The 21,125-nt window shown below is 46.0% G+C and carries 17 protein-coding genes; 16 read left to right on the forward strand and 1 reads right to left on the reverse strand.

Annotated elements, in window-relative coordinates; genetic code table 11:
- The first annotated feature begins 4 nt into the window (after positions 1-4).
- Positions 5-2,413, forward strand: a complete 2,409-nt coding sequence (gene recJ / locus AC1DE7_RS12295; protein ID WP_036616889.1) for a single-stranded-DNA-specific exonuclease RecJ — start codon at positions 5-7, stop codon at positions 2,411-2,413.
- Between the two features lie 37 nt (positions 2,414-2,450).
- Positions 2,451-2,963 carry an adenine phosphoribosyltransferase gene (locus AC1DE7_RS12300; RefSeq protein WP_017686780.1) on the forward strand — a complete coding sequence of 171 codons (513 nt, stop codon included), beginning with the start codon at positions 2,451-2,453 and terminating at the stop codon, positions 2,961-2,963.
- Positions 2,964-3,116: 153 nt separating this feature from the next.
- On the opposite strand, the gene uraA is transcribed toward AC1DE7_RS12300, so the two are convergent.
- The gene (gene uraA, locus AC1DE7_RS12305; RefSeq protein WP_477534457.1) at positions 3,117-4,433 is read right to left on the reverse strand and encodes a uracil permease; all 1,317 of its coding nucleotides are present in this window, start codon (positions 4,431-4,433) and stop codon (positions 3,117-3,119) included.
- 373 nt (positions 4,434-4,806) lie between these two features.
- Here uraA and AC1DE7_RS12310 point away from each other — a divergent pair, with 373 nt between their 5' ends.
- The 14 genes from AC1DE7_RS12310 to AC1DE7_RS12375 all read left to right on the forward strand — a co-directional run bounded on the left by AC1DE7_RS12310 (position 4,807) and on the right by AC1DE7_RS12375 (position 21,046).
- Positions 4,807-6,984, forward strand: coding sequence for a RelA/SpoT family protein (locus AC1DE7_RS12310; protein WP_036616894.1), 2,178 nt, complete (start codon positions 4,807-4,809; stop codon positions 6,982-6,984).
- Positions 6,985-6,996: 12 nt separating this feature from the next.
- Positions 6,997-7,458: a D-aminoacyl-tRNA deacylase gene (gene dtd, locus AC1DE7_RS12315; RefSeq protein ID WP_127551050.1), complete on the forward strand. Its 462-nt coding sequence runs from the start codon at positions 6,997-6,999 to the stop codon at positions 7,456-7,458.
- Between the two features lie 76 nt (positions 7,459-7,534).
- Positions 7,535-7,702, forward strand: coding sequence for a hypothetical protein (locus tag AC1DE7_RS12320; RefSeq protein WP_017686784.1), 168 nt, complete (start codon positions 7,535-7,537; stop codon positions 7,700-7,702).
- Between the two features lie 266 nt (positions 7,703-7,968).
- On the forward strand, positions 7,969-8,475 hold the full coding sequence (locus tag AC1DE7_RS12325) for a type 1 glutamine amidotransferase domain-containing protein (protein ID WP_036616900.1): 507 nt from the start codon (positions 7,969-7,971) through the stop codon (positions 8,473-8,475).
- A 104-nt stretch (positions 8,476-8,579) separates the two neighbouring features.
- Positions 8,580-9,026: a hypothetical protein gene (locus tag AC1DE7_RS12330; protein ID WP_036616903.1), complete on the forward strand. Its 447-nt coding sequence runs from the start codon at positions 8,580-8,582 to the stop codon at positions 9,024-9,026.
- Between the two features lie 633 nt (positions 9,027-9,659).
- Positions 9,660-10,928 carry an SEC-C metal-binding domain-containing protein gene (locus AC1DE7_RS12335; RefSeq protein ID WP_127551052.1) on the forward strand — a complete coding sequence of 423 codons (1,269 nt, stop codon included), beginning with the start codon at positions 9,660-9,662 and terminating at the stop codon, positions 10,926-10,928.
- 822 nt (positions 10,929-11,750) lie between these two features.
- Positions 11,751-13,004 (forward strand): histidine--tRNA ligase, encoded by a 1,254-nt coding sequence (gene hisS / locus AC1DE7_RS12340; protein WP_036616908.1) that lies wholly within the window; start codon positions 11,751-11,753, stop codon positions 13,002-13,004.
- A 213-nt stretch (positions 13,005-13,217) separates the two neighbouring features.
- Positions 13,218-14,996, forward strand: a complete 1,779-nt coding sequence (gene aspS, locus AC1DE7_RS12345; protein WP_036616911.1) for an aspartate--tRNA ligase — start codon at positions 13,218-13,220, stop codon at positions 14,994-14,996.
- An 18-nt stretch (positions 14,997-15,014) separates the two neighbouring features.
- On the forward strand, positions 15,015-15,773 hold the full coding sequence (locus AC1DE7_RS12350) for a tRNA threonylcarbamoyladenosine dehydratase (protein ID WP_282320412.1): 759 nt from the start codon (positions 15,015-15,017) through the stop codon (positions 15,771-15,773).
- 258 nt (positions 15,774-16,031) lie between these two features.
- Positions 16,032-17,315: an NCS2 family permease gene (locus tag AC1DE7_RS12355; protein ID WP_477534458.1), complete on the forward strand. Its 1,284-nt coding sequence runs from the start codon at positions 16,032-16,034 to the stop codon at positions 17,313-17,315.
- 73 nt (positions 17,316-17,388) lie between these two features.
- Complete coding sequence (locus AC1DE7_RS12360) at positions 17,389-19,188, forward strand: ABC transporter ATP-binding protein (protein ID WP_340906763.1); 1,800 nt, start codon at positions 17,389-17,391, stop codon at positions 19,186-19,188.
- A gap of 148 nt (positions 19,189-19,336) precedes the next feature.
- Positions 19,337-20,002: a TetR/AcrR family transcriptional regulator gene (locus tag AC1DE7_RS12365; RefSeq protein ID WP_127551060.1), complete on the forward strand. Its 666-nt coding sequence runs from the start codon at positions 19,337-19,339 to the stop codon at positions 20,000-20,002.
- Positions 20,003-20,023: 21 nt separating this feature from the next.
- On the forward strand, positions 20,024-20,830 hold the full coding sequence (locus AC1DE7_RS12370; protein WP_339287261.1) for a DUF4097 family beta strand repeat-containing protein: 807 nt from the start codon (positions 20,024-20,026) through the stop codon (positions 20,828-20,830).
- Positions 20,831-20,875: 45 nt separating this feature from the next.
- Positions 20,876-21,046 carry a hypothetical protein gene (locus AC1DE7_RS12375; protein WP_164783408.1) on the forward strand — a complete coding sequence of 57 codons (171 nt, stop codon included), beginning with the start codon at positions 20,876-20,878 and terminating at the stop codon, positions 21,044-21,046.
- The last annotated feature ends 79 nt before the right edge of the window (positions 21,047-21,125 follow it).

Consider the following 21,125-nt stretch of genomic DNA (forward strand, 5'->3'; position numbering starts at 1 on the left):
ATCATTGCTTTATTCGCAATACCGGTGGAATACACCGAATATCGATTTGGAGGCGGCTGCGGGACTCTCGCAGGCGCTTTCCGTTTCACCCCTTGTTGGACGTTTGCTTGTGAGTCGAGGAGTGCACAATGAGAAGGAGGCCGAACGTTTTTTGCATCCTGACCTGAATCAGATGCATGATCCCTATCTGCTCCTCGGCATGAATGAAGCTGTGCCACGTATCAAGCTGGCATTGGAGCGGGAAGAACATATTTTGATCTACGGGGATTATGACGCTGATGGCGTATCCAGCACATCGCTCATGATCCATTTGATGCGTCATCTTGGGGCTTCGTACGATATATATATCCCTCATCGCTCGAATGAAGGGTATGGATTGCACAACCATGCATTGGATTGGGCCCATCAACAAGGCGTTTCATTGATTATTACCGTGGACACCGGAATCAGTGCTGTTGAACAGATTGCCTATGCGGCAACGCTGGGCATCGAAGTCATTGTGACAGATCACCACGAGCCGCCTGAAATTTTGCCCGAAGCCTTTACACTTATTAATCCAAAACTTCCGGGATGCCCGTATCCTTTTAAAGGTTTGGCAGGAGCGGGAGTAGCCTTGAAGCTCGCTCAGGCATTAATCGGGGAAGTGCCCGGTGAATGGATGGAGATTGCCGCCATCGGCACCGTTGCCGATCTGATGCCTTTGGAAGGGGAGAACCGGGTTATTGTCAGTTATGGAATAGAATCGATGCGTGGTTCACGTCTTCCTGGTGTAAGTGCATTGCTGGAAATCAGTGGTGTGGATCAGAGTCAGGTGACTTCGATTAATATTGCCTTTGCCATGGCACCTCGTATTAATGCCAGTGGACGTTTGGATCACGCCGGGAGAGCGGTATCGCTTCTCACCACCGAGAATCTGGATGAAGCTCATACGCTTGCGGGCCAGCTTGATCTATTGAATCGGGAGCGGCAGCAAGTCGTAGAGGGCATATTACAAGAAGCAACGGCACAGTTGGAACAAAAGATACAGCTTCGTTCAGGATCCGTTCCAGATGTAATCGTATTGGCTGGTGAGGGCTGGAACGTTGGAGTGGTTGGTATTGTGGCTTCTAAATTGCTGGAGCGTTATTACCGACCTACACTTATTCTTGGGATCGATCCAGAGAGCGGTGTCTGCAAGGGCTCTGCGCGCTCCATTGAGGGCTTGGATATCTATCAGGCACTCACAGTCAATAAACACACTATGGACCATTACGGGGGACACCCTGCAGCAGCAGGTATGACCTTGCATCGGGAACAGTTGGAAGAACTTGAGGCTGGTTTGAATGAGTTTGCTGCATCTGTATTAACTGAAGAGGACTTTGTACCTCAACGTCTTGCGGATGATGAATGCAGAATCAGTGATGTTCCGCTGAAAGTGATCCAGGAGATCGACAGATTGCAGCCTTTTGGAATGAGCAATCCTTCGCCACGGTTTGTATTGAGAAGTGTGACTGTGAAGGAAACCAGAACGATGGGACGAGAGAAACGCCATCTGAAACTGGTTCTGGAACAGGATGGTCAGCAACTGGAAACCGTCGCTTTTGGCAAGGGAGCGTTAGCAGAGTTTCTTCTCCCAGGTTCCGTTATTGATGTGATGGGAGAACTGTCCATCAATGAATGGAATGGGATGAGAAAACCTCAATTGATGCTTCAGGACATTCATGTTCCTCAGGTCCAAGTGTTTGATTTGCGCGGTAATGCCGAGCCATTAAATGCGATGAAACATTTCTTGAGCTCACTTGAGGTGCATCTGCGATATAAATCTGGTTCTGTTGGTGCTATTGTTCGGAAAGAAACAGATGTTTCCGAGGGAAATTCATTGTATGAACCTTGCCTTTGGGTATATGATAGAAAGGTCGGGTTATTTCCGTGTAATGCTGCCGCACAGCATTATGGACAGGAACAAGTCCGGACGTTATTTGTGTTTGATACGCCGGAAACCCCGGAACAACTTAATGCCATGCTGGCTTTGTTCAGTGGAGCTGAGAATATCATCCTTCTGCACGGATCAGGCAACCGCCGAGATCGCCTTCAGATGCCTTCCAGAGAACTCTTTAAGCGTATTTATATGCAGGTGTTGAAATGGAAAGCTGAACCCGTGGAGGAACAAGAGATTACTCCTGTGCTCAGTCGTCAGTGTGGTTGTTCGCCGCGCATGATTACGATGATGTTGGATGTATTCGAAGAGTTATCCTTCATTACCCGTGATAACGGCAAAATTGCGTTTGTGGATAACCCGCCTAAGCGTGAACTAACCGCTTCACGTCACTATCAGGCGCTCGAAAATATGGCCGAAATAGAACAGGTGATGCTGGATGCAGCCACACCGCAACTGACACAATGGATGATATCCCGGATGAAGGGCGTATCTTAGATGGAAGTTTGTGTATTTATTTTAGGAGGAGATTATTTTGGATTTTAAAGATTATATTCGTGTCATTCCTGACTTTCCACAACCGGGAATCAGCTTTAAGGACATTACAACATTGTTGAAGGATGGAGAAATGTACCGCAATGCGATCAATGAACTGAAAGTGATGGTTTCTGATCTCAAAATTGACGTTATTGCTGGACCTGAAGCACGTGGTTTCGTTGTGGGCGCCCCTCTGGCATACGCTCTTGGTGTCGGTTTTGCTCCGATTCGCAAAAGTGGAAAACTGCCTGGAGAGACGATTGAAGTTGGTTATGATCTCGAGTATGGCAAGGATACACTCGCGATGCACACAGATGCGATTGAAAAAGGTCAAAATGTCCTGATCGCAGATGATCTGCTCGCAACGGGTGGAACGATTGCAACTTCCATCAACTTGATTGAACAATTGGGTGGGAAAGTTGTCGGAGCTGCCTTCCTGATTGAGCTGTCTGATCTAAATGGTCGTGCCAAATTGCCAGAAATCGATGTATTCACATTGATGAATTATTAAGCTGAAATCTCCACATGTACCGCTGTGATGAAACATGAATTGTTTTTTCCGTTTCCCGGGAAATAATATACAGCATTAATGATTATCAAAAAGCCTGTTCTTCCAACCGTAAGGTTAGGGAGAACAGGCTTTTTGATGTGTATACGATGGAAATTAATCGGGCGTTTTTTCAGTGATAGGCTGTTTACGCGAATCGTCATTCAACCAGCCCAGTACTTCAAACAATTTGAATAGCAAGCTCATGGCAATTCCGACGATGGTTGCCAATGCCATCCCTTTCAGATGAACGCCATAGAAGGTAACTTCTGTACCACTCAGTCCAATGACCAATACAAGTGTAGTAAGCAGCAGATTGGTCGGTTTGGCAAAATCGACTTTCTGTTCAACCAAAATACGCAGACCAGATGCTGCAATAACCCCGAACAGAAGCAGGGATACGCCACCCATAACTGGCACAGGAATATTGGCTACAAGCGCCGAGAATGTTCCTGAGAAGGAGAGTACGATTGCAATGACTGCTGCGCCACCAATGACATATGTGGAGTATACGCGAGTCAGGGCCATTACACCGATGTTCTCACCATAGGTTGTATTGGGAGTAGATCCTACAAACCCGGACAGAATGGTGGAGACCCCATTACCAAGCAGGGAACGATGAAGCCCAGGGTCTTTCGAGAGATCTTTGCCTACAATGCTGCTCGTTACAAGCAAATGTCCAATATGTTCAACGATAACCACAAGCGCTACAGGTAAAATGGTGAAAATAACGGACCAGTCAAATGTAGGCGTTGTTACGGTTGGTAGTGAGATGAAATCAGCGTTTCCAATAGCCTGTTTATCAACCAGACCCATAGAATAGCCAAGGATATAACCGACTACAATACCGATTAGAATATGAATGATTTTGGGGAATCCACGGAACGTTACGGCACCAATGACAGTGATACCAAGCGTGGCCATGGATAAAATGATTGGTTTGGCTTGAGGTGCCCAGTTGGGATATTTAAGGATATCGGGATTAATCAGACCTGCCATTCCGGCAGCCACGGGTACAAGCTCCAGTCCGATCAGAGCAACGATGGCACCCATAACCGCTGGTGGGAAGACGACATTGATCCATCCGGTACCCGCAAATTTAATAATGAGGGCCACGAAACAGAAAACAAGTCCTGTTATGATAAAAGCTCCAAGTGCCATGGAGTAGCCATTCTCAGGATGTTGTTTTAATACCATTGTGACAGGTGCAATAAAGGCAAAGCTTGATCCGAGATATGCTGGAATCTTTCCTTTACACATCAGTATGTACAACAATGTTCCAATTCCGTTCATCAGCAGGATCATACTTGGATCAACACCGAACAGGTTTGGTACAAGTACCGTACTGCCAAACATGGCGAACAAATGCTGAAGGCTAAGCAGTGAACCTGAGCCAAGTGGCATCTTTTGATTAACCTGAATTTCGCGTTGCAATGAATTTCATCTCCTTTTCCGAAACACAAACTTTCAATAGATTACAGAGTTTCTCTTAATTAATCAATAACATTTTTGACGTAGCAAAGCGATGGAATTTATATTTTCATGAATTTTCCTTCTATTTCAGCAAATAACGGCAATAATACATAAGAAATAAGAAATACATCCAATCCCCTGTGAGTCATAGGGAAACGAGATAGAAGTAATTCAGATCACCAATATAAAAATTGGATAAGCGCTCTTATTCGTCAGCAGTTGACGGGAAACGGGCGAAGCGTCATAATTATAGGAAATTACTTTTACGGGGAACCTGTGTTGCAGCACTGTCACGGGTTCCATTTGGTATAGAAAGGACACGGAACAGATCAGAATGGGCATAGAGCAATTACTCGAGAAGGCCGGGGCATATATCAAAGAACCCGATCTGGTGCGCATACGAGAAGCTTACGAATTTGCTGATCAGGCCCACCATGGACAGACGCGAAAATCGGGAGAACCGTATATTCTGCATCCGCTTGCGGTTGCCGACATTGTTGTGAACATGCAGATGGACACCATCTCCATAATAGCAGCGCTTCTTCATGATGTAGTAGAGGATACTACGGTCTCACTTGAAGAGATCCGCAATCATTTCGGCAATACGTGTGCCATGCTTGTTGACGGCTTGACGAAGCTGGAACGTATTCAGTTTCGCTCCAAGGAAGAACAGCAGAACGAGAACTACCGCAAAATGTTCATCGCCATGGCGCAGGACATCCGTGTCATCGTGATTAAATTGGCTGACCGTCTGCATAATATGCGGACACTCAAGTTTCAGTCGGAAGAAAGCCAGCGCCGGATTTCATATGAGACGCTGGAAATTTTCTGTCCGATTGCAAACCGTTTGGGTATCTCTGCAATCAAATGGGAAATGGAGGACATCGCCCTCCGTTATTTGAATCCGCAGCAGTATTACCGAATTGCTAACCTAATGCACAAAAAACGTGCGGAACGGGAGCAATATATTGATACGGTTATGGATGGAATTACGAACAAGCTCGATGAGATGGGAATTCAGGCAGACCTTTCGGGCCGCCCGAAACATATCTACAGCGTGTTCAAGAAAATGACCACCAAAAACAAGCAGTTTAACGAAATTTATGATCTGCTTGCCATTCGTATTATTGTGGATAATATCAAGGATTGTTATGCTACCTTGGGAATTATACACACGCTATGGAAACCGATGCCTGGACGCTTCAAAGACTACATTGCGATGCCAAAGGCGAATATGTATCAATCGCTGCATACAACGGTAGTTGGTCCCAATGGCGAACCAACGGAAGTACAGATCCGGACATGGGATATGCACCGGACTGCTGAATTTGGTATTGCTGCCCACTGGGCCTACAAAGAAGGCGCTGCGAACGGAAATCATTTTGAAGACAAGATTACCTTCTTCCGTGAAATTCTTGAACTTCAAAACGAAGCACAGGATGCATCAGAATTCGTAGAGTCACTCAAAATGGATTTCTTCTCGGATCTGGTATTTGTATTTACGCCAAAAGGAGAAGTCATCGAATTGCCGATCGGCTCTGTTCCTTTGGATTTTGCTTATCGAATCCATACGGAGGTGGGTAATCGGACCATTGGTGCCAAAGTAAACGGTCGGATTGTTCCGCTCGATTATCATCTGAAGACAGGTGATATAATCGAAATTTTGACGTCCAAACATTCTTACGGACCGAGCCAGGACTGGATGAAAATTGCGAAATCTTCTCATGCACGAGCGAAGATCAAGCAATGGTTCAAGAAGGAACGCCGTGAAGAAAACGTTGAAAAAGGTCGGGAGAGCTGTGAGCGTGAACTGAAGCGCATGGGGCTTGATCCTTCTGCGTGGATGACGGATGACAAGTTGATGGAAGCTGCCAAAAAATATGCCTTTAACGATATTGATGACATGCTTGCGGCTGTTGGATTCGGTGGGATTACTGCTGCACAGATTGTAACCAAAGCAACCGAAAAACTGCGTAAAGAGCAGGAAGAGTCCAGTTTGCTGGAATTAAATTCCGAGATGCGCGAGCTTAAACCTGCGCCTGAGCGCAGAAATCGACCAACCAACGGTATTCGTGTCAAAGGCATCGATAATCTGCTTGTTCGATTCGCACGATGCTGTAATCCTGTACCTGGAGATGACATTATCGGATACGTTACACGTGGACGCGGCGTTTCCGTACACCGTAGTGACTGTCCGAATATCCCGACAAGTGCAGACGGTGAAGAAGCAGCACGTGTTATTGAGGTCGAGTGGGAAGAGAATATCGAAGCAAGTTACAGTGTGGATATTGAGATTACAGGCCATGATCGGAATGGCTTGCTCAACGAGGTACTTCAGGCTGTATCTGAAAGTAAAACCAATATATCTGCCGTTACAGGACGGACAGATAAAAATAAATTAGCATTGGTGCACGTCACAATTCTGATTCGTAATACGGATCATCTGCAATCCGTTGTAGAACGGATCAAACGTGTGAAAGATGTCTATTCAGTGCATCGGATTATGCAGTAAGGAGCCTGTAAGATGAGGGTGCTTGTACAACGTTGTAAAGAGGCTCAGGTGACTGTGGGAGACGAGCTGACAGGTAAGATCGAATCCGGATTAATGCTACTCGTGGGCATTACCCATGAGGACACCGAGAAGGATGCCCAGTATCTGGCTGACAAAGTTAGTGGGTTGCGGATATTTGAGGATGATCAGGAGAAGATGAATCTCAGTCTGCTTGATGTAGGCGGTGCTGTATTGTCTGTTTCCCAGTTCACCCTGTACGGAGATTGTCGCAAAGGAAAGCGTCCGAGCTTTGCGGCTGCGGCCCGACCTGAAGCGGCAGAACTGTTATATGAAACGTTTAATCAACTGCTACGGGATAAAGGTATCCAGGTTGAAACCGGGCGTTTCGGAGCGATGATGGATGTAACATTTACCAACTGGGGACCCGTGACTTTGATGCTTGAAAGTCCGGTTCGTCAGGAACCACGTGCATAATTCCATGGGGTTCAGGCCATAATAAGGGATAATTCGTTGATGACCATTTCATGATCAAAGGAGTATCCATCCAATTATGCGCCAATCTGCGAAAGAAACACGTACCCGTTCAGAACCTTTGTTACTCCCTGGCAACCTGTATGAATCATTGCACCTTGCCCGTTCGGCTGCTGAGTATGTTGCAACGATCTGGGCACTTCAGGATTCGGACAAAGGGAAGCAGAGTCATCTTCCGCGATCTTGAATGTCTACACAGGGATATAAACATCCGATATTTGGATTATACAGATTTTGAAAAAGTCCTGATTCCTTCCCGAATCAGGACTTTTTGTCGTGAGTTGATCTTTTTAACTATTCGTTTGAAGACTTCGTTACAAAATGAAATTACATTGAATTGTTATAAATTGCTCTGGTGAGGGTAATAACAAAACGAGGCACAACGAAGTGCCAATGTACTGCAAGACCCGATTTTATAAAGAAAGTTCGAACACGGAAAGGAGAACATACGTTATGAGTAAAGTTGCTTTTTTATTGGCGAATGACTTTGAAGATTCGGAGATGCAGGTCCCGTATGACGAAGTAAAAAAAGCTGGACATGAAGTGGAGATTATCGGATTAAAAGCCGGTGAGACCCTTAAAGGTAAAGGAGGAAAGGCCTCCTATACCACAGATAAGGCGATTGGTGATGCTTCCGCTTCAGATTATGATGCAGTCGTGATTCCTGGTGGATCATCCCCTGAGAATTTGCGAAGTGATGCGCATATCTTGAAGTTTGTCACCGAGATCAACAGTGCGAAGAAACCAATTGCTGCGATCTGTCATGGCCCGCAAATTTTGGCTAGTGCCGGTCTGTTGAAAGGCCGTACCATTACATCCTATCCACCACTTAAGGATGATATGGTAAACGCAGGAGCAGAGTTCAAGGATCATGAGGCCGTTGTGGATGGAAACTATATTACATCCCGAACACCTGAAGATGAGCCAGCGTTTGTACGTGAACTGCTAAAAGTTATATAACTTCAGCTAGTGCAACTGACATATATTGATGTATCTTAACTACGTTACATCGTGGGGTTACGAAACTTCACGTTGCATTTCATTCCGAAAAAGGAGGGTTTGACATGACAAAACATATTCAGGCGTATTTTCGAACCGAGGACGAGGCAGAGGGAGCAAGAACTTCACTTCAGACGTTCCGTACAGAGCATTTGGAAGTAGGTCAACTGGACAGTGCGGTAGGTAGAGACACGCGTGTTATGGTGCCACTGGTGCCTTATAATACAGCAGGTGGCGTAGGCACCAACGGAGCAATGGGTGTAGGTGCAGCCCCTGGTGTTCCAGCTAGCGAAAATGTGATCCCTGTAGTAGCCAATGTGGATCGTGATGCAGAACGGGATACTCGTGACAGAGTGAATGAGGATGGAGACCTGCTGAATGCTGCAGATGTGTCTTCGGCCGATTATGATGATCTGCATTATGTTCTGTCTGCCAAAGTAAGAGATGAAGATTATGACGAGATTGTTCATAAGCTTCGTTCCAACCATGCCTATGTGGAAGATTTGAATTAACGTGTAGATACTTCTTGGCCCTTGCACTGCTCGACCACACAGTCGAGTGATGTGCAAGGGCTTTTTAATCAGGAGGATATTAAAAAGCTAATTTATAAAGCGCTATCATTTTTGTAATATTACTGTAATATTAGATACATAAGCCTTTAACATAGTGGGCTTATAATAACACACATGACCCCCTTTTTTTATATATCCTTTGAGCCTGCACACCGTGTGTGCAGGCTATTTTTTTTGAGATGTGAATATGTATGTTTTGGGCAGAGCTTACCCCTTTATTCAATTTTTGCTAGAATAGAGAGATGGGTTTATATATTCTACAGCGAATTGTTTTCATAGTTGGGCTACATTGGACGGTAAATCTAGCTCCAGCGATTGGGTTCAGACGAATCCAATCCTATGACAGAGAGTATGAGGAACTCATCGCCAGAGTGATCCGTCATATTCCAGATGAACATATACTCGCTGAAACGGCCCCACCTTTTTTATATAAGTACGGGGCAACCGTTTCTGCTTGATCGATGGAATTTGAAAGTTATATAGAATGCCTCGTTTGAGAATTGACACCTACAATGCTAAAGCAACAGAGTTCTCATGCGAATGGCTAGAGACAGATTTAAGGGGGAATTAGTTTTGAGTAAGGTTGGAAGAAATGATTTATGCCCATGCGGTAGTGGGAAAAAATATAAGAAATGTTGTCTGAACAAGGAGTCCTCTGCAGTAGAATCCATACTGGGGATAATATCAACGGAGCAACCGGTTCGGGAAGCCTCCATGCAGCCTGAGAGCAAACTGACCTTGACCAAGCTGAAAAAGATGGTGGCAAGCGATTTGAAATGGGAGCACCCGGCTCACGAACAGCTGGCCCTGCAGACTATTGAGAACATGAGGAACCAATACGAGCCCGAGGTAATTTTGGAAGCTCTGGTGTTATGGAACGGCTACTCCCGTCAGACCCGCCCTACTGTGAAGAAGACAGGCTCGTTCTCTGCTGCAATTGAGTATTTGCTGTCCGAGGAATACGGCTTCCATGTCTCAAAGGCTGAGCTGGCTGATAAATATGAGGTAACGACAGGCACGATCTCCCGGAAGGTTAAGGAGATGAATAGTTACATCGAAGAATACGGCATGGGCGGTGAAACGGACGAGCTATTGATGCTGAACGGTCCAGGCACATCGAAAGACAAAGCACAGGCTCTGCTGTCTAAGGCGAGGGAAACGAGCTCTTCCAAACGGAGAGTACATCTGGCGGAAACAGCGCTGGAGATGTATCCCGACAGCTCTGATGCATATCTTATTCTAGCTGAGGAATCGGACAATGAGAATGATGCACGATCTTACCTCAAGGAAGGAATCGCTGCTGGCAAACGTGAACTGGGCGAACTGTTCTTTGAGGAGAACAAAGGGGACTTCTGGGGGCTTCATGAGACTCGTCCCTATATCCGGATATGCAAAAGTTATGCCGAATCCTGCTGGTTTGGTGGAGATACCAAAGAAGCAGCACAGATCCTGGAGCATATGCTAGAGCTTAATACGGAAGACAATACCGGAGCACGTTACCTGCTCGCTGCTGTGTATTTGTACAGCAACCAATTGGATCAGGCAGAGCAATTGCTGGAGGAGTATGGAAGAGGTGACGCCGCAACGGCCTTTGCCTATGACAAGATCATTCTGGAGTATAAGAAAAACGGAATCACATCCCAGCTCAAAATGCTGTACCGTGTAGCCCGGGGTGTGAACAAACATGTGCCTGATTACCTGTTGGGTTTAAAGCGGTTGCCGCATAACCTCCCTGATTTTGTCGGCATGGGCGACTCCGACGAAGCGATTGAATATGTCATTATGCATTCCCGTTTATGGGCGAGCGCGCCGGATCTGTTGAAGTGGATGCTGCAACAATAGAGGAATTAGAAGCGAATAGAAGTTGGAATTCATATGATGAATCCAGCTTCTATTATCCGTGATTACTGTCACTCCCCCATCCGGTGCAGCGTGTGAGTAAAATTTTTTAGAGCTATCTTTTCGTGTTAACCCTTGACTTTAGCACTGCGGTTCATTACAATCAGAAAATAATACGTTGACTATAGTCAATACAAGTCGATTTTTGAACTATATTACTGATTTGATGACGGGACTAAGTACTCCGTGCCCACATGACCAGAGAGGAATCCCAAGGCTGTAAGGATTCTCTTGATGAGCGGACGAATGACTTCCCCGAGAACAGACGGCGAACACAGCAGAGATGATCTGGTGACCAGTAGCTGGCCTGCGCAGGACGTGCGTTACACGTAGAGCGGAATATCTGCTTGGTCAGGGTGCTCTGTGCAATCCTGAATCATCAGAGATCACCTGAACGGCTAAAGTGTCAGGTTTCCGAAATGTGGGTGGTACCACGGGTGAATGTATATTACACAATCTCTCGTCCCTTTGTTTGCTGTATACACAGCGACAGGGCGAGGGATTTTTTTGTTATATAAGTTGATTTAAAAGAAATACACGAAAACGGAGATTGTAGAACCAAGCTGTAGAAGCGAAGCGTTCGCCTAAAAGATTTCTGAAAGAAAGCTGCATCGGAAGCATATGCTATCACCAGATTTCCACATTATAAAATTAATTCAAAAAATCTGGGGATAACAGCGATTGTAAGGTTGTTCTGCCCGCGCAGTGATCACGTGTAGAATTTTTTAACTTTTAGAGAAAAAAATCAATGCTGGAGGGATCAAGATGGCTTTTCAAAAACCGACTGGAACGCAGGACTTACTGCCTGGAGTTGTCGAGAAATGGCAGTATGTAGAAGAAAAAGCACGAGATCTGTGTCGACGGTTTAATTACCGTGAGATTCGTACACCGATCTTCGAACAGACTTCTTTATTTGTACGCGGTGTAGGAGAGACTACCGATATCGTTGAGAAAGAAATGTATACCTTTGATGACAAAGGCAATCGCAGCATGACTCTTCGTCCAGAGGGAACAGCAGGTGTTGTCCGTGCGTATGTAGAGAATAAAATTTACGGTGAACCGGATGTGAGCAAGCTCTATTACATCGGTCCGATGTTCCGGTATGAGCGTCCGCAGGCAGGTCGTCAGCGTCAATTTCACCAGTTTGGTGTAGAAGCCATCGGTGCGCTAGACCCTGCGATTGATGCGGAAGTGATTGCACTGGGCTACCAGTTGTGTGTGGAGCTCGGCTTGAAGGATGTCAAAGTGGAGATCAACTCCGTTGGTAACTCAACCAGCCGTGCAGAATACCGCGAGACGTTACTTGGGTTCCTCAGACCGATGAAAGACAGCCTGTGCAAGGACTGCCAGTCCCGCATGGAGCGTAATCCGCTACGTGTACTCGACTGTAAGGTCGATCAGGACAAATTCGTTGGGGCACCATCTATACTGGATAGCCTGGATGAAGAGTCTTTGAATCACTTTGCCAAGCTGCAGGCATACCTGGATGATTTCGGAGTAGATTATGCTGTGAACAATCGTCTGGTACGGGGCTTGGATTATTACACGCTAACTGCGTTTGAATTAAAAGCCCAAGGTATTGGAGCAATAGATACGGTTGGCGGCGGTGGTCGTTACAATGGTCTGGTTGGAGATATCGGCGGACCTGATCAGCCAGGCATCGGCTTCGGTATTGGTCTGGAGCGCATCCAACTGATTCTGGAGCACCAAAATATTGAGGTCACTACGCTGGCTCCACTGGATGTGTACTTTGTTGCTCTGGGAGAGGCAGCTGATCGTGAAGTGAACCGTCTGTTGTTCAAACTTCGTCAGTCTGGACTGTCTGGGGAACGTGATTATCTGGGCCGCAAGATGAAAGCACAGATGAAATCAGCTGACCGTTTCAAATCCCGCTACACTGCCATCCTTGGTGATGACGAGCTGGAGCGTGGTGAGATCGCCCTCAAGTCGATGGATACGGGTGAGCAACAAACCGTGAAGCTTGATGATCTGGTAGAGGCAATTCGCGAAGGTAAATAAGCACGAAGTGTTACATTAAGATCAAAACTTTCGAGTAAAACAATTGATCCGGCAAAATTACTGAGGTTCACCAACGATTCCAATTAAGCGGAAGTTGGCGAGCCAGAGGTAACATGCCTTTTCGAATACATGGTCTACACGTAACCGGACTGTTGAAGAGCAGGCACTAACTGCCCATACAGAACGGAAATTCACATAATGAGGAGTTTGGTTATGAAAAGAAGTCATCATTGCGGCGCATTAACACCCGCACACATCGGTGAAACAGTAACATTGAACGGTTGGGTTCAGACCCGCCGTGACTTGGGGGGCGTACTCTTCATCGACCTGCGTGATCGCAGCGGGATTGTACAAGTTGTCTTTAACCCGGCTTATTCCGGTGAAGCTCTGCAAATCGCAGATCGCGTACGTAGCGAGTATGTTATCGCTGTAACGGGTAAAGTCGTTAAACGTGATGCTGAAACAGTTAACAAAAACCTGCCTACTGGCGAAATTGAAGTTCAAATTACAGAAATCGAAGTGCTGAACGCAGCTAAAACACCTCCATTCTTCATTGAAGATGGTGTCGAAGTTGATGAATCCCTTCGTTTGAAATATCGTTACCTGGACCTGCGTCGTCCGGAAATGTTCGAAACATTGAAACTGCGTTCCAAAGCATCCAAAGTGTTCCGTGACTACCTGGATGGAGAAGAGTTCGTTGAAGTGGAAACACCAATCCTGACTAAGAGCTCCCCGGAAGGTGCACGTGATTATCTCGTACCGAGCCGTGTGCATGAAGGTGAATTCTTCGCCTTGCCACAATCCCCACAAATCTACAAACAGTTGCTGATGGTGGGTGGCGTTGAGCGTTATTATCAGATCGCTCGTTGTTTCCGGGATGAGGATCTGCGTGCAGACCGTCAACCAGAATTCACTCAAGTCGACATCGAGACTTCTTTCTTGCAACAGGATGACCTGCTGCCAATGATGGAAGAACTGATGGCCAAATTGCTGCGTGAAACCAAAGGAATTGAGCTGGAACTGCCTTTCCAACGGATTACGTATGCAGATGCAATGGGTAAATACGGTTCAGACAAACCAGATCTGCGCTTTGGTATGGAACTGGTTGAAATGAACGATATCGTAGCAAACAGTGGTGTGAAAGTATTTGCTTCTGTCATCGAAAAAGGTGGAGAAGTGAAAGTGCTGAACGCTAAAGGCTGTGGTACATGGAGTCGTAAAGAGATCGATGATCTCGGACCATTTGCTGCACGTTACGGTGCGAAAGGTCTGGCTTGGATTCAAGTGAAAGACGGCGAGTTCAAAGGGCCAATCGTGAAGTTCTTCACGCCTGAAGAAATCGAAGCTGTCAAAGAGCGCACTGGTGCTGAAGATGGAGACTTGTTGCTCTTCTCCGCAGACACGAAAAAAGTGGTTGCTGACGTTCTGGGCGCACTGCGTCTGAAAATCGGCCGTCAACTGGGTCTGATTGATGACAGCAAATTCAAATTTGCTTGGGTTGTGGACTTCCCACTCCTCGGATATGATGAAGATGCGAAACGTTATGTGGCAGAACACCATCCGTTCACTCGTCCAAAAGACGAAGATGTACATCTGTTTGACACAGATCCAGGTGCAATCCGCGCTCAAGCCTATGACCTTGTTCTCAATGGTTATGAAGTAGGTGGCGGTTCGATGCGTATCTACAAACGTGATGTTCAGGAGAAAATGTTTGCTGCCCTTGGACTCTCTACAGAAGTAGCGAATGAGAAATTCGGCTATCTGTTGGAAGCTTTCGAATATGGAACTCCACCGCATGGTGGTATTGCCTTTGGTCTGGACCGCCTCGTGATGTTGCTGGCGGGCCGCACGAATCTGCGTGAAACGATTGCCTTCCCGAAAACGGCAAGTGCAACGGATCTGCTCATGAATGCACCATCCGAAGTGGATGACTCACAATTGGAACAACTGCATATCCGCGTAGCCCGTAAACCGGTAGCGGAAAAGAAATAAAGGAGGCATCGATTCTCAATGCTCCATCAATTTTCAAGAACAGAACTTGCGATCGGACCTGAAGGTCTGGACACGTTGAAGAATAGTACAGTCGCTGTGCTCGGTATTGGCGGCGTAGGTGGTATTGCTGTAGAAGCTCTTGCCCGTAGCGGCGTTGGGCGTATCATCCTGATTGATAAGGACGTCGTGGACATCACCAATATTAACCGCCAGATTCATGCTCTGACTACGACAGTGGGGCAGAAAAAAGCGGATCTGATGGTGGAACGTGTGAAACTGATCAATCCGGAATGTGATGCAATTGCCCTGAATATGTTTTACACGGAAGAAACATATGAGGAATTGTTCAAATATGATCTGGATTATGTGCTGGATGCATCCGACACGATTATCTACAAAATCCATCTCATTAAAGAGTGCCTGAAACGTAAAATTCCGATGATTTCGAGTATGGGTGCGGCGAATAAAATGGACCCGACGAAATTCCAGGTTGCAGATATTTCGAAAACGACCATGGACCCGATTGCCCGTGTTGTGCGTACGACACTTCGTAAAGACGGCATCAAAAAAGGTGTGAAAGTGGTCTTCTCGACTGAAAAGCCGATGAAACCGCGTGAGGATGTAACACAAAAAATCGTTCCCGAGAATGCTCCGGAAATTCGCAAGGCTAAACAGCCACCTGCGAGTAACTCATTTGTGCCTCCGGTAGCCGGACTGATTATGGTCAGTGTTGCGATTAAGGATTTGTTAGAAATTGCAGAGAACAAGCAGCTGTAACTTGTTTCCAACTGAAGAAGCGTGGATGCTGATAAGGCATCTGCGCTTTTTGTGTGATCATACTTCGCAAGAGAGGAGCGGATGGGACGTCAATCGTCTATGATAGCCGAACTGTATTCCTAGATAAATGTCAGAGTTACGTCATGTACTTCAAAGTCAAAACCGTGTATGATATTCACTGCTGCGCGAAATGATGATACATACATAATGAATTTGCGGCTACAGAGAGGGGAATAGAACGAAATGAAACACGGATGGATGACCAGACGTCTTGGCATGGAGCCAGGAGACCAGTGGAAGAAGGAAGTTGTGGCGGGAGCCATTTCCTATTTTGCCGTGGTCTATATCGTTATGGTCAATGCTACAATTCTTTCCGATGCCGGGATGCCTTTGCAGGCAGCTATGGTTGGAACACTGCTGACGTCCATTGCAGGATGTTTGCTCATGGCATTTGGCGGAAAATCACCGATTATCGTAGTACCCGGAATGGGGATTAATGCATTTTTCACGTATACACTTGTACATTCCATGAAATTAAGCTGGCAAGAAGCGCTGGCCGTTGTAACCGTTACAGGTGTACTGTTTGCCATTGTTGCGTTTACGTCACTATACAAAATGATCAGCGAAGCAATCCCGAAAAATCTGCAGCATGGCATTACGGTCGGGATTGGTTTGTTTCTGACATTTATCGGTTTGCAAAAAAGTGGAATCGTTATCGCACATCAGACCACGTTTGTTGCGATTGGGCATTTCAATGATCCCAATGTCATTACAGCCTGCGTTACGCTGGTGCTTGCCTTGATTTTATTTATACGTAACGTACAGGGTGGACTTCTGATCAGTATTCTGGTCGGGACAGGCCTTGCCTATGTACTTGGTGCAGTGAACCCGGGTGAGTCCGTATCAGCTATGGATGCGCTGCGTCAATACGGCGGCTTGTTTGGCGAATTATCTTTGATGAAACTGGCTGATGTTGCATTCTGGATCGCTGTATTTTTGCTACTGCTAATTGTGGTGTTCGAAAATATCGGATTAATTACCGCTCAGACACAGATGATTGGTCGTCCAGAGCGGTTCAAAGGAAGTCTACGCGCACTATCCATTAGTACCGTACTGGCAGGCGTATTCGGAAGCAGCCCTCCAGTTGCTGCAGCCGAGACTACAGCCGGAATTGCAGCAGGCGGTCGCACAGGTTTGACTCCGCTCGTTACAGCCGTGTTATTCGGAGCTACTTTTTTCTTCATCCCGCTCCTCGGTTACATTCCGGACAGTGCAATTGCGCCCATTTTGATCATTATTGGTGGCCTGATGGTACAAGGTGTGAAAGATATGGATTTTGGTGACTTCACAGAGGCATTTCCAGCATTTCTGATCATGGTCATGATTCCATTTACATATAGCATCGTGGACGGTATGGCGTTTGGATTTATTGCCTATCCATTAGCGAAGCTGGCAGCAGGTCAAGGTAAACAGGTGCCTGTGGTCATGTATGGCATTTCCATCCTCTTTTTAGCCAACTTTGTGTTGCATGGAGTTTTGTAATAACAAAAGGCAACGTCATGTAAGTTCATACGTATGATCTCTGGTGAGCAGATGGAGAACGGGAGGAACGGGAATGGAAGAGCAGCAACAAGCAGGGCAGAATGAACCGAAGGTAGGAAAAAAGGGATTTAAGGATTTCGTCAAGCTTATCGCCTCCACGAACCCGCCAAAACTGATCTTGATTCTGGCCCTCATCTTAACCCTGATTCAAACTACAGCCGGACTGATCGTGCCATTGATGACCAAAGGTCTGATTGATGGATTAACCACTTCGGCATTGAACAAATCTGTTATTTTGTTATTGCTTGGGGCATTTGTGATTCAGGCGATTGCCTCGGGTATTAGCATTTATATGTTAAATTACGCCGGACAACGGGTGGTCGCAACACTTCGCACCAAGCTGTGGAACAAGGTATTGTCGCTGCGAATGCCATATTTCGATCGGAATCGTACAGGCGATACGATGAGCCGGATTACGAATGATACAAGCCAGATCATGACGTTGATCGCGGATTATCTGGTTTCCTTTGTATCCAACATCGTTGCTGTTGTGGGTGGCGTGGCATTACTATTTTACTTGGATTGGGTGATGTCGCTCATTATTCTGAGTCTGGTGCCGCTTACGCTGTTGATTCTGTTGCCGGTCGGGAAGAAAATGTACAAGATCTCCAAGAAGCAGCAGGATGAGATGGCTGGTCTTACGTCCGTGCTCAGTCAGGTTATTGGCGAGATCCGCTTGGTGAAAGCTTACGGAACGGAGAAACAGGAAGTGGAAGCAGGAGATTCCCGGATTCGTAAAATGTTTGCTTTTGGCTTGCAGGAAGCGCGCATTCTTGCTCTGATCGGTCCTTTGTTTACATTTGTCATGACTGCCGTTCTAGTCGTTATTCTGGGTGTGGGGGGAATGCGCGTAGCGTCTGGACTGTTGTCGCCTGGTGAACTGGTTGCGTTCATTTTACTGTTGTTCCAGGTCATTATGCCAATGGGACAATTCACGACGTTATACTCTCGTTTGCAAAAAGTCGTAGGTGCAACGGAGCGCATACAAGCGATCCTTGCCGATGAGGAAGAGCCACATGACAGCACTAAGGTAGCGCCAAAAGGAAATGAGACGATTGCATTCCATGATGTACATTTTTCCTATGTTACAGGTGAGGAAGTGTTGCACGGAATCAATTTGACGGTACCTACACAAAAAGTGACAGCCATTGTCGGTCCAAGCGGTAGCGGCAAATCAACACTGTTCTCTTTGATGGAGCAGTTTTATATGCCCGATTCAGGCCATATTTCATATGGGGGACAAGCCATAACAGATTATTCTTTGGCCTCCTGGCGCAGCAAGATTGGGTATGTATCTCAGGAAAGTCCACTTATGGCGGGTACGATCAAAGACAACATCACGTACGGATTAGGTCGTGAGGCCACGATGGATGAGATCCGGCGAGCTGCTGAGATGGCCTATTCTGCCGACTTTATCGACAAGCTGCCACAGGGCTATGACACGGAAGTGGGCGAGAGGGGAATCAAGTTATCCGGGGGCCAACGTCAGCGGATTGCTATTGCTCGTGCCTTACTGCGCAGTCCGGATATTCTTATGTTGGATGAAGCGACATCCAGTCTGGACAGCACCTCGGAGTATGAAGTACAGCAAGCATTGTCCAATCTGATGGAAGGAAGAACTACGATCGTGATCGCGCACCGATTGTCCACAGTGGTGGATTCCGATCAGATTGTTGTATTGGAGCATGGGCATGTTACCGGAACAGGAACTCATACGGAATTAATTAGCAATCATCCGGTATACCGTGAATTAGCGCAGAAACAGTTTGTGGCACAGGAAGGCAATGCAACTACAGTACAAAACGAAGAGTAATTCTCATTAATGCAGGGTCTCCGTAATACCCATGAGGTATTTCAACGGAGATCCTTTTTGCTCATCCTTTAAATTCCTCATATTTACAATAAGACCAACATACTCTATATTATAGATACCGACCGTTGGTATGTATAAGGAGGAACTTATGGCCAGAAATAAATATCCTGAGCAGACACTGGACCTGATTCTGACTGTCTCAACTCAAATGTTTACCGAAAAGGGATATGAAAAGACCAGTATTCAAGACATTATAGATGAATTAGGTATGTCCAAAGGTGCAATATATCATCATTTCAAATCCAAGGAGGATATCCTTAGTGCTGTGATGGAGAAGGAGCTTGGGCGCGCAGAAGACATGTTTATGGAACTCATCCAGAACACGCATGCTCCGAATGCCAGGCAGAAGCTCATCAGTATTTTGGAAAATATTATCGTTGATCCTGGAATCCAGTCCAACTCAATTGATCAGGTTCTAAGCACTCAGATCAAGAATCCGCAGTTTGTTCTTGGAGGGATCAGAAAAGGTGTTCTGAAGGATGCACGAATTATTTCCAATATTATGGAACAAGGCAAGGAAGATGGGTCCATTTCAGTCGAATATCCGCTGGAGTGTGCTGAAATCTTCATGTTGCTCGTTAATATCTGGATTAACCCTCTTCTTTTTGGCAGAGATCAGGAGCAGACATTGGAAAGGCTTAAGTTTTTGCAACACATGATGAAGCTCTTGGGAGCAGATATCGTTAGCGAACAGCTCATTCAGCGAATTACGAATCGCCATGCCAGCACAGGAGGCTATGCGGAGGCGGAATAAACATATACCTGATTGTTTGAAATGGAGAGGGAAAAGATGTTGAAAAGTAGTGAGCTTGCCATATGCAAGAGCATAGACATTGATCAACCCATTCATGATATACAGTTAAATTGGTTGTCAGGAGATATCAGAGTTCTTCCGAGTGTGGATGAACTGATTCACGTTATGCAATATGCGGATGCGTGCTTTTCTAAGCGAAGGCTGATGCAAGTTAACATACGAGGGGATACCTTAAGCATTGTAGACGGGAGAAAAAGGAGAGGCCTCGTTGGAATAAATATTGCTAGAACAGCATTGGAGATTCAGCTTCCTGATCGGGTTTTTGATCGTATTTTACTAAACTCCACAGGAGGACAACTCCGGTTGAATCGGCTTCTGGCCACTCGCTGTCAATGTAAGATCACCTCAGGTAGTGTAGACCTATCAGGGAGGATGGATGAGCTTGAACTGTGCGCATTGGCATCGATAGTGAAAGGGCAGCACCTTAGTGCAGATAAATTCAATCTTCAATCCAGTTCAGCCAAGATCGACATATCAGGGGAATTCCGTCACTTGCAGTATACAACTACAGGCAGAGGATTGAATATGGATTGTCTCAAGATGCCGGAGAGCTTGCATTCCGTATCCACAGGATCAAAAGTAGTGGTTTCCATTCCAGATAACGAAGGTTTCCGAATTTTACTTAAAAGAAGATCAGGAGCGTTAAAAAGCGAATTTGATTTGACTCCCCTTCATGGGGACAGCAACTGTCTAATACACAAAAGTGGAAAAAGTGAATTCCAAGTGGATATTCGAGGAGGAGTTTTTCATCTAAAATCCAGGAAATGAGAGACTGTTCGTGTGTACTGAAAACAAAGGGGGGCGGTAGGTATAATGGCTGGTTGGATTGTAGGGATTAGTTTTTCCACCATCGTACTGCTAATCGGGATTTACGGCGCATTAAACAGCAGGCGCAGGCTGGCCAGAAACAAGTGGGCCTGGTGGTTTATTCTGTTTGGTTGTTGTGCGCTTGTCAGTGCCATCATTAATTATCAATTCAGATGAGCCTCATATATTACAAAAGTAAGCCTACAAAAACGGATGTGGCTTTCAATTGCCCTATGTGATATAGTAAGTATCCTTT

Source organism: Paenibacillus sp. 10L310, assembly GCF_056395745.1.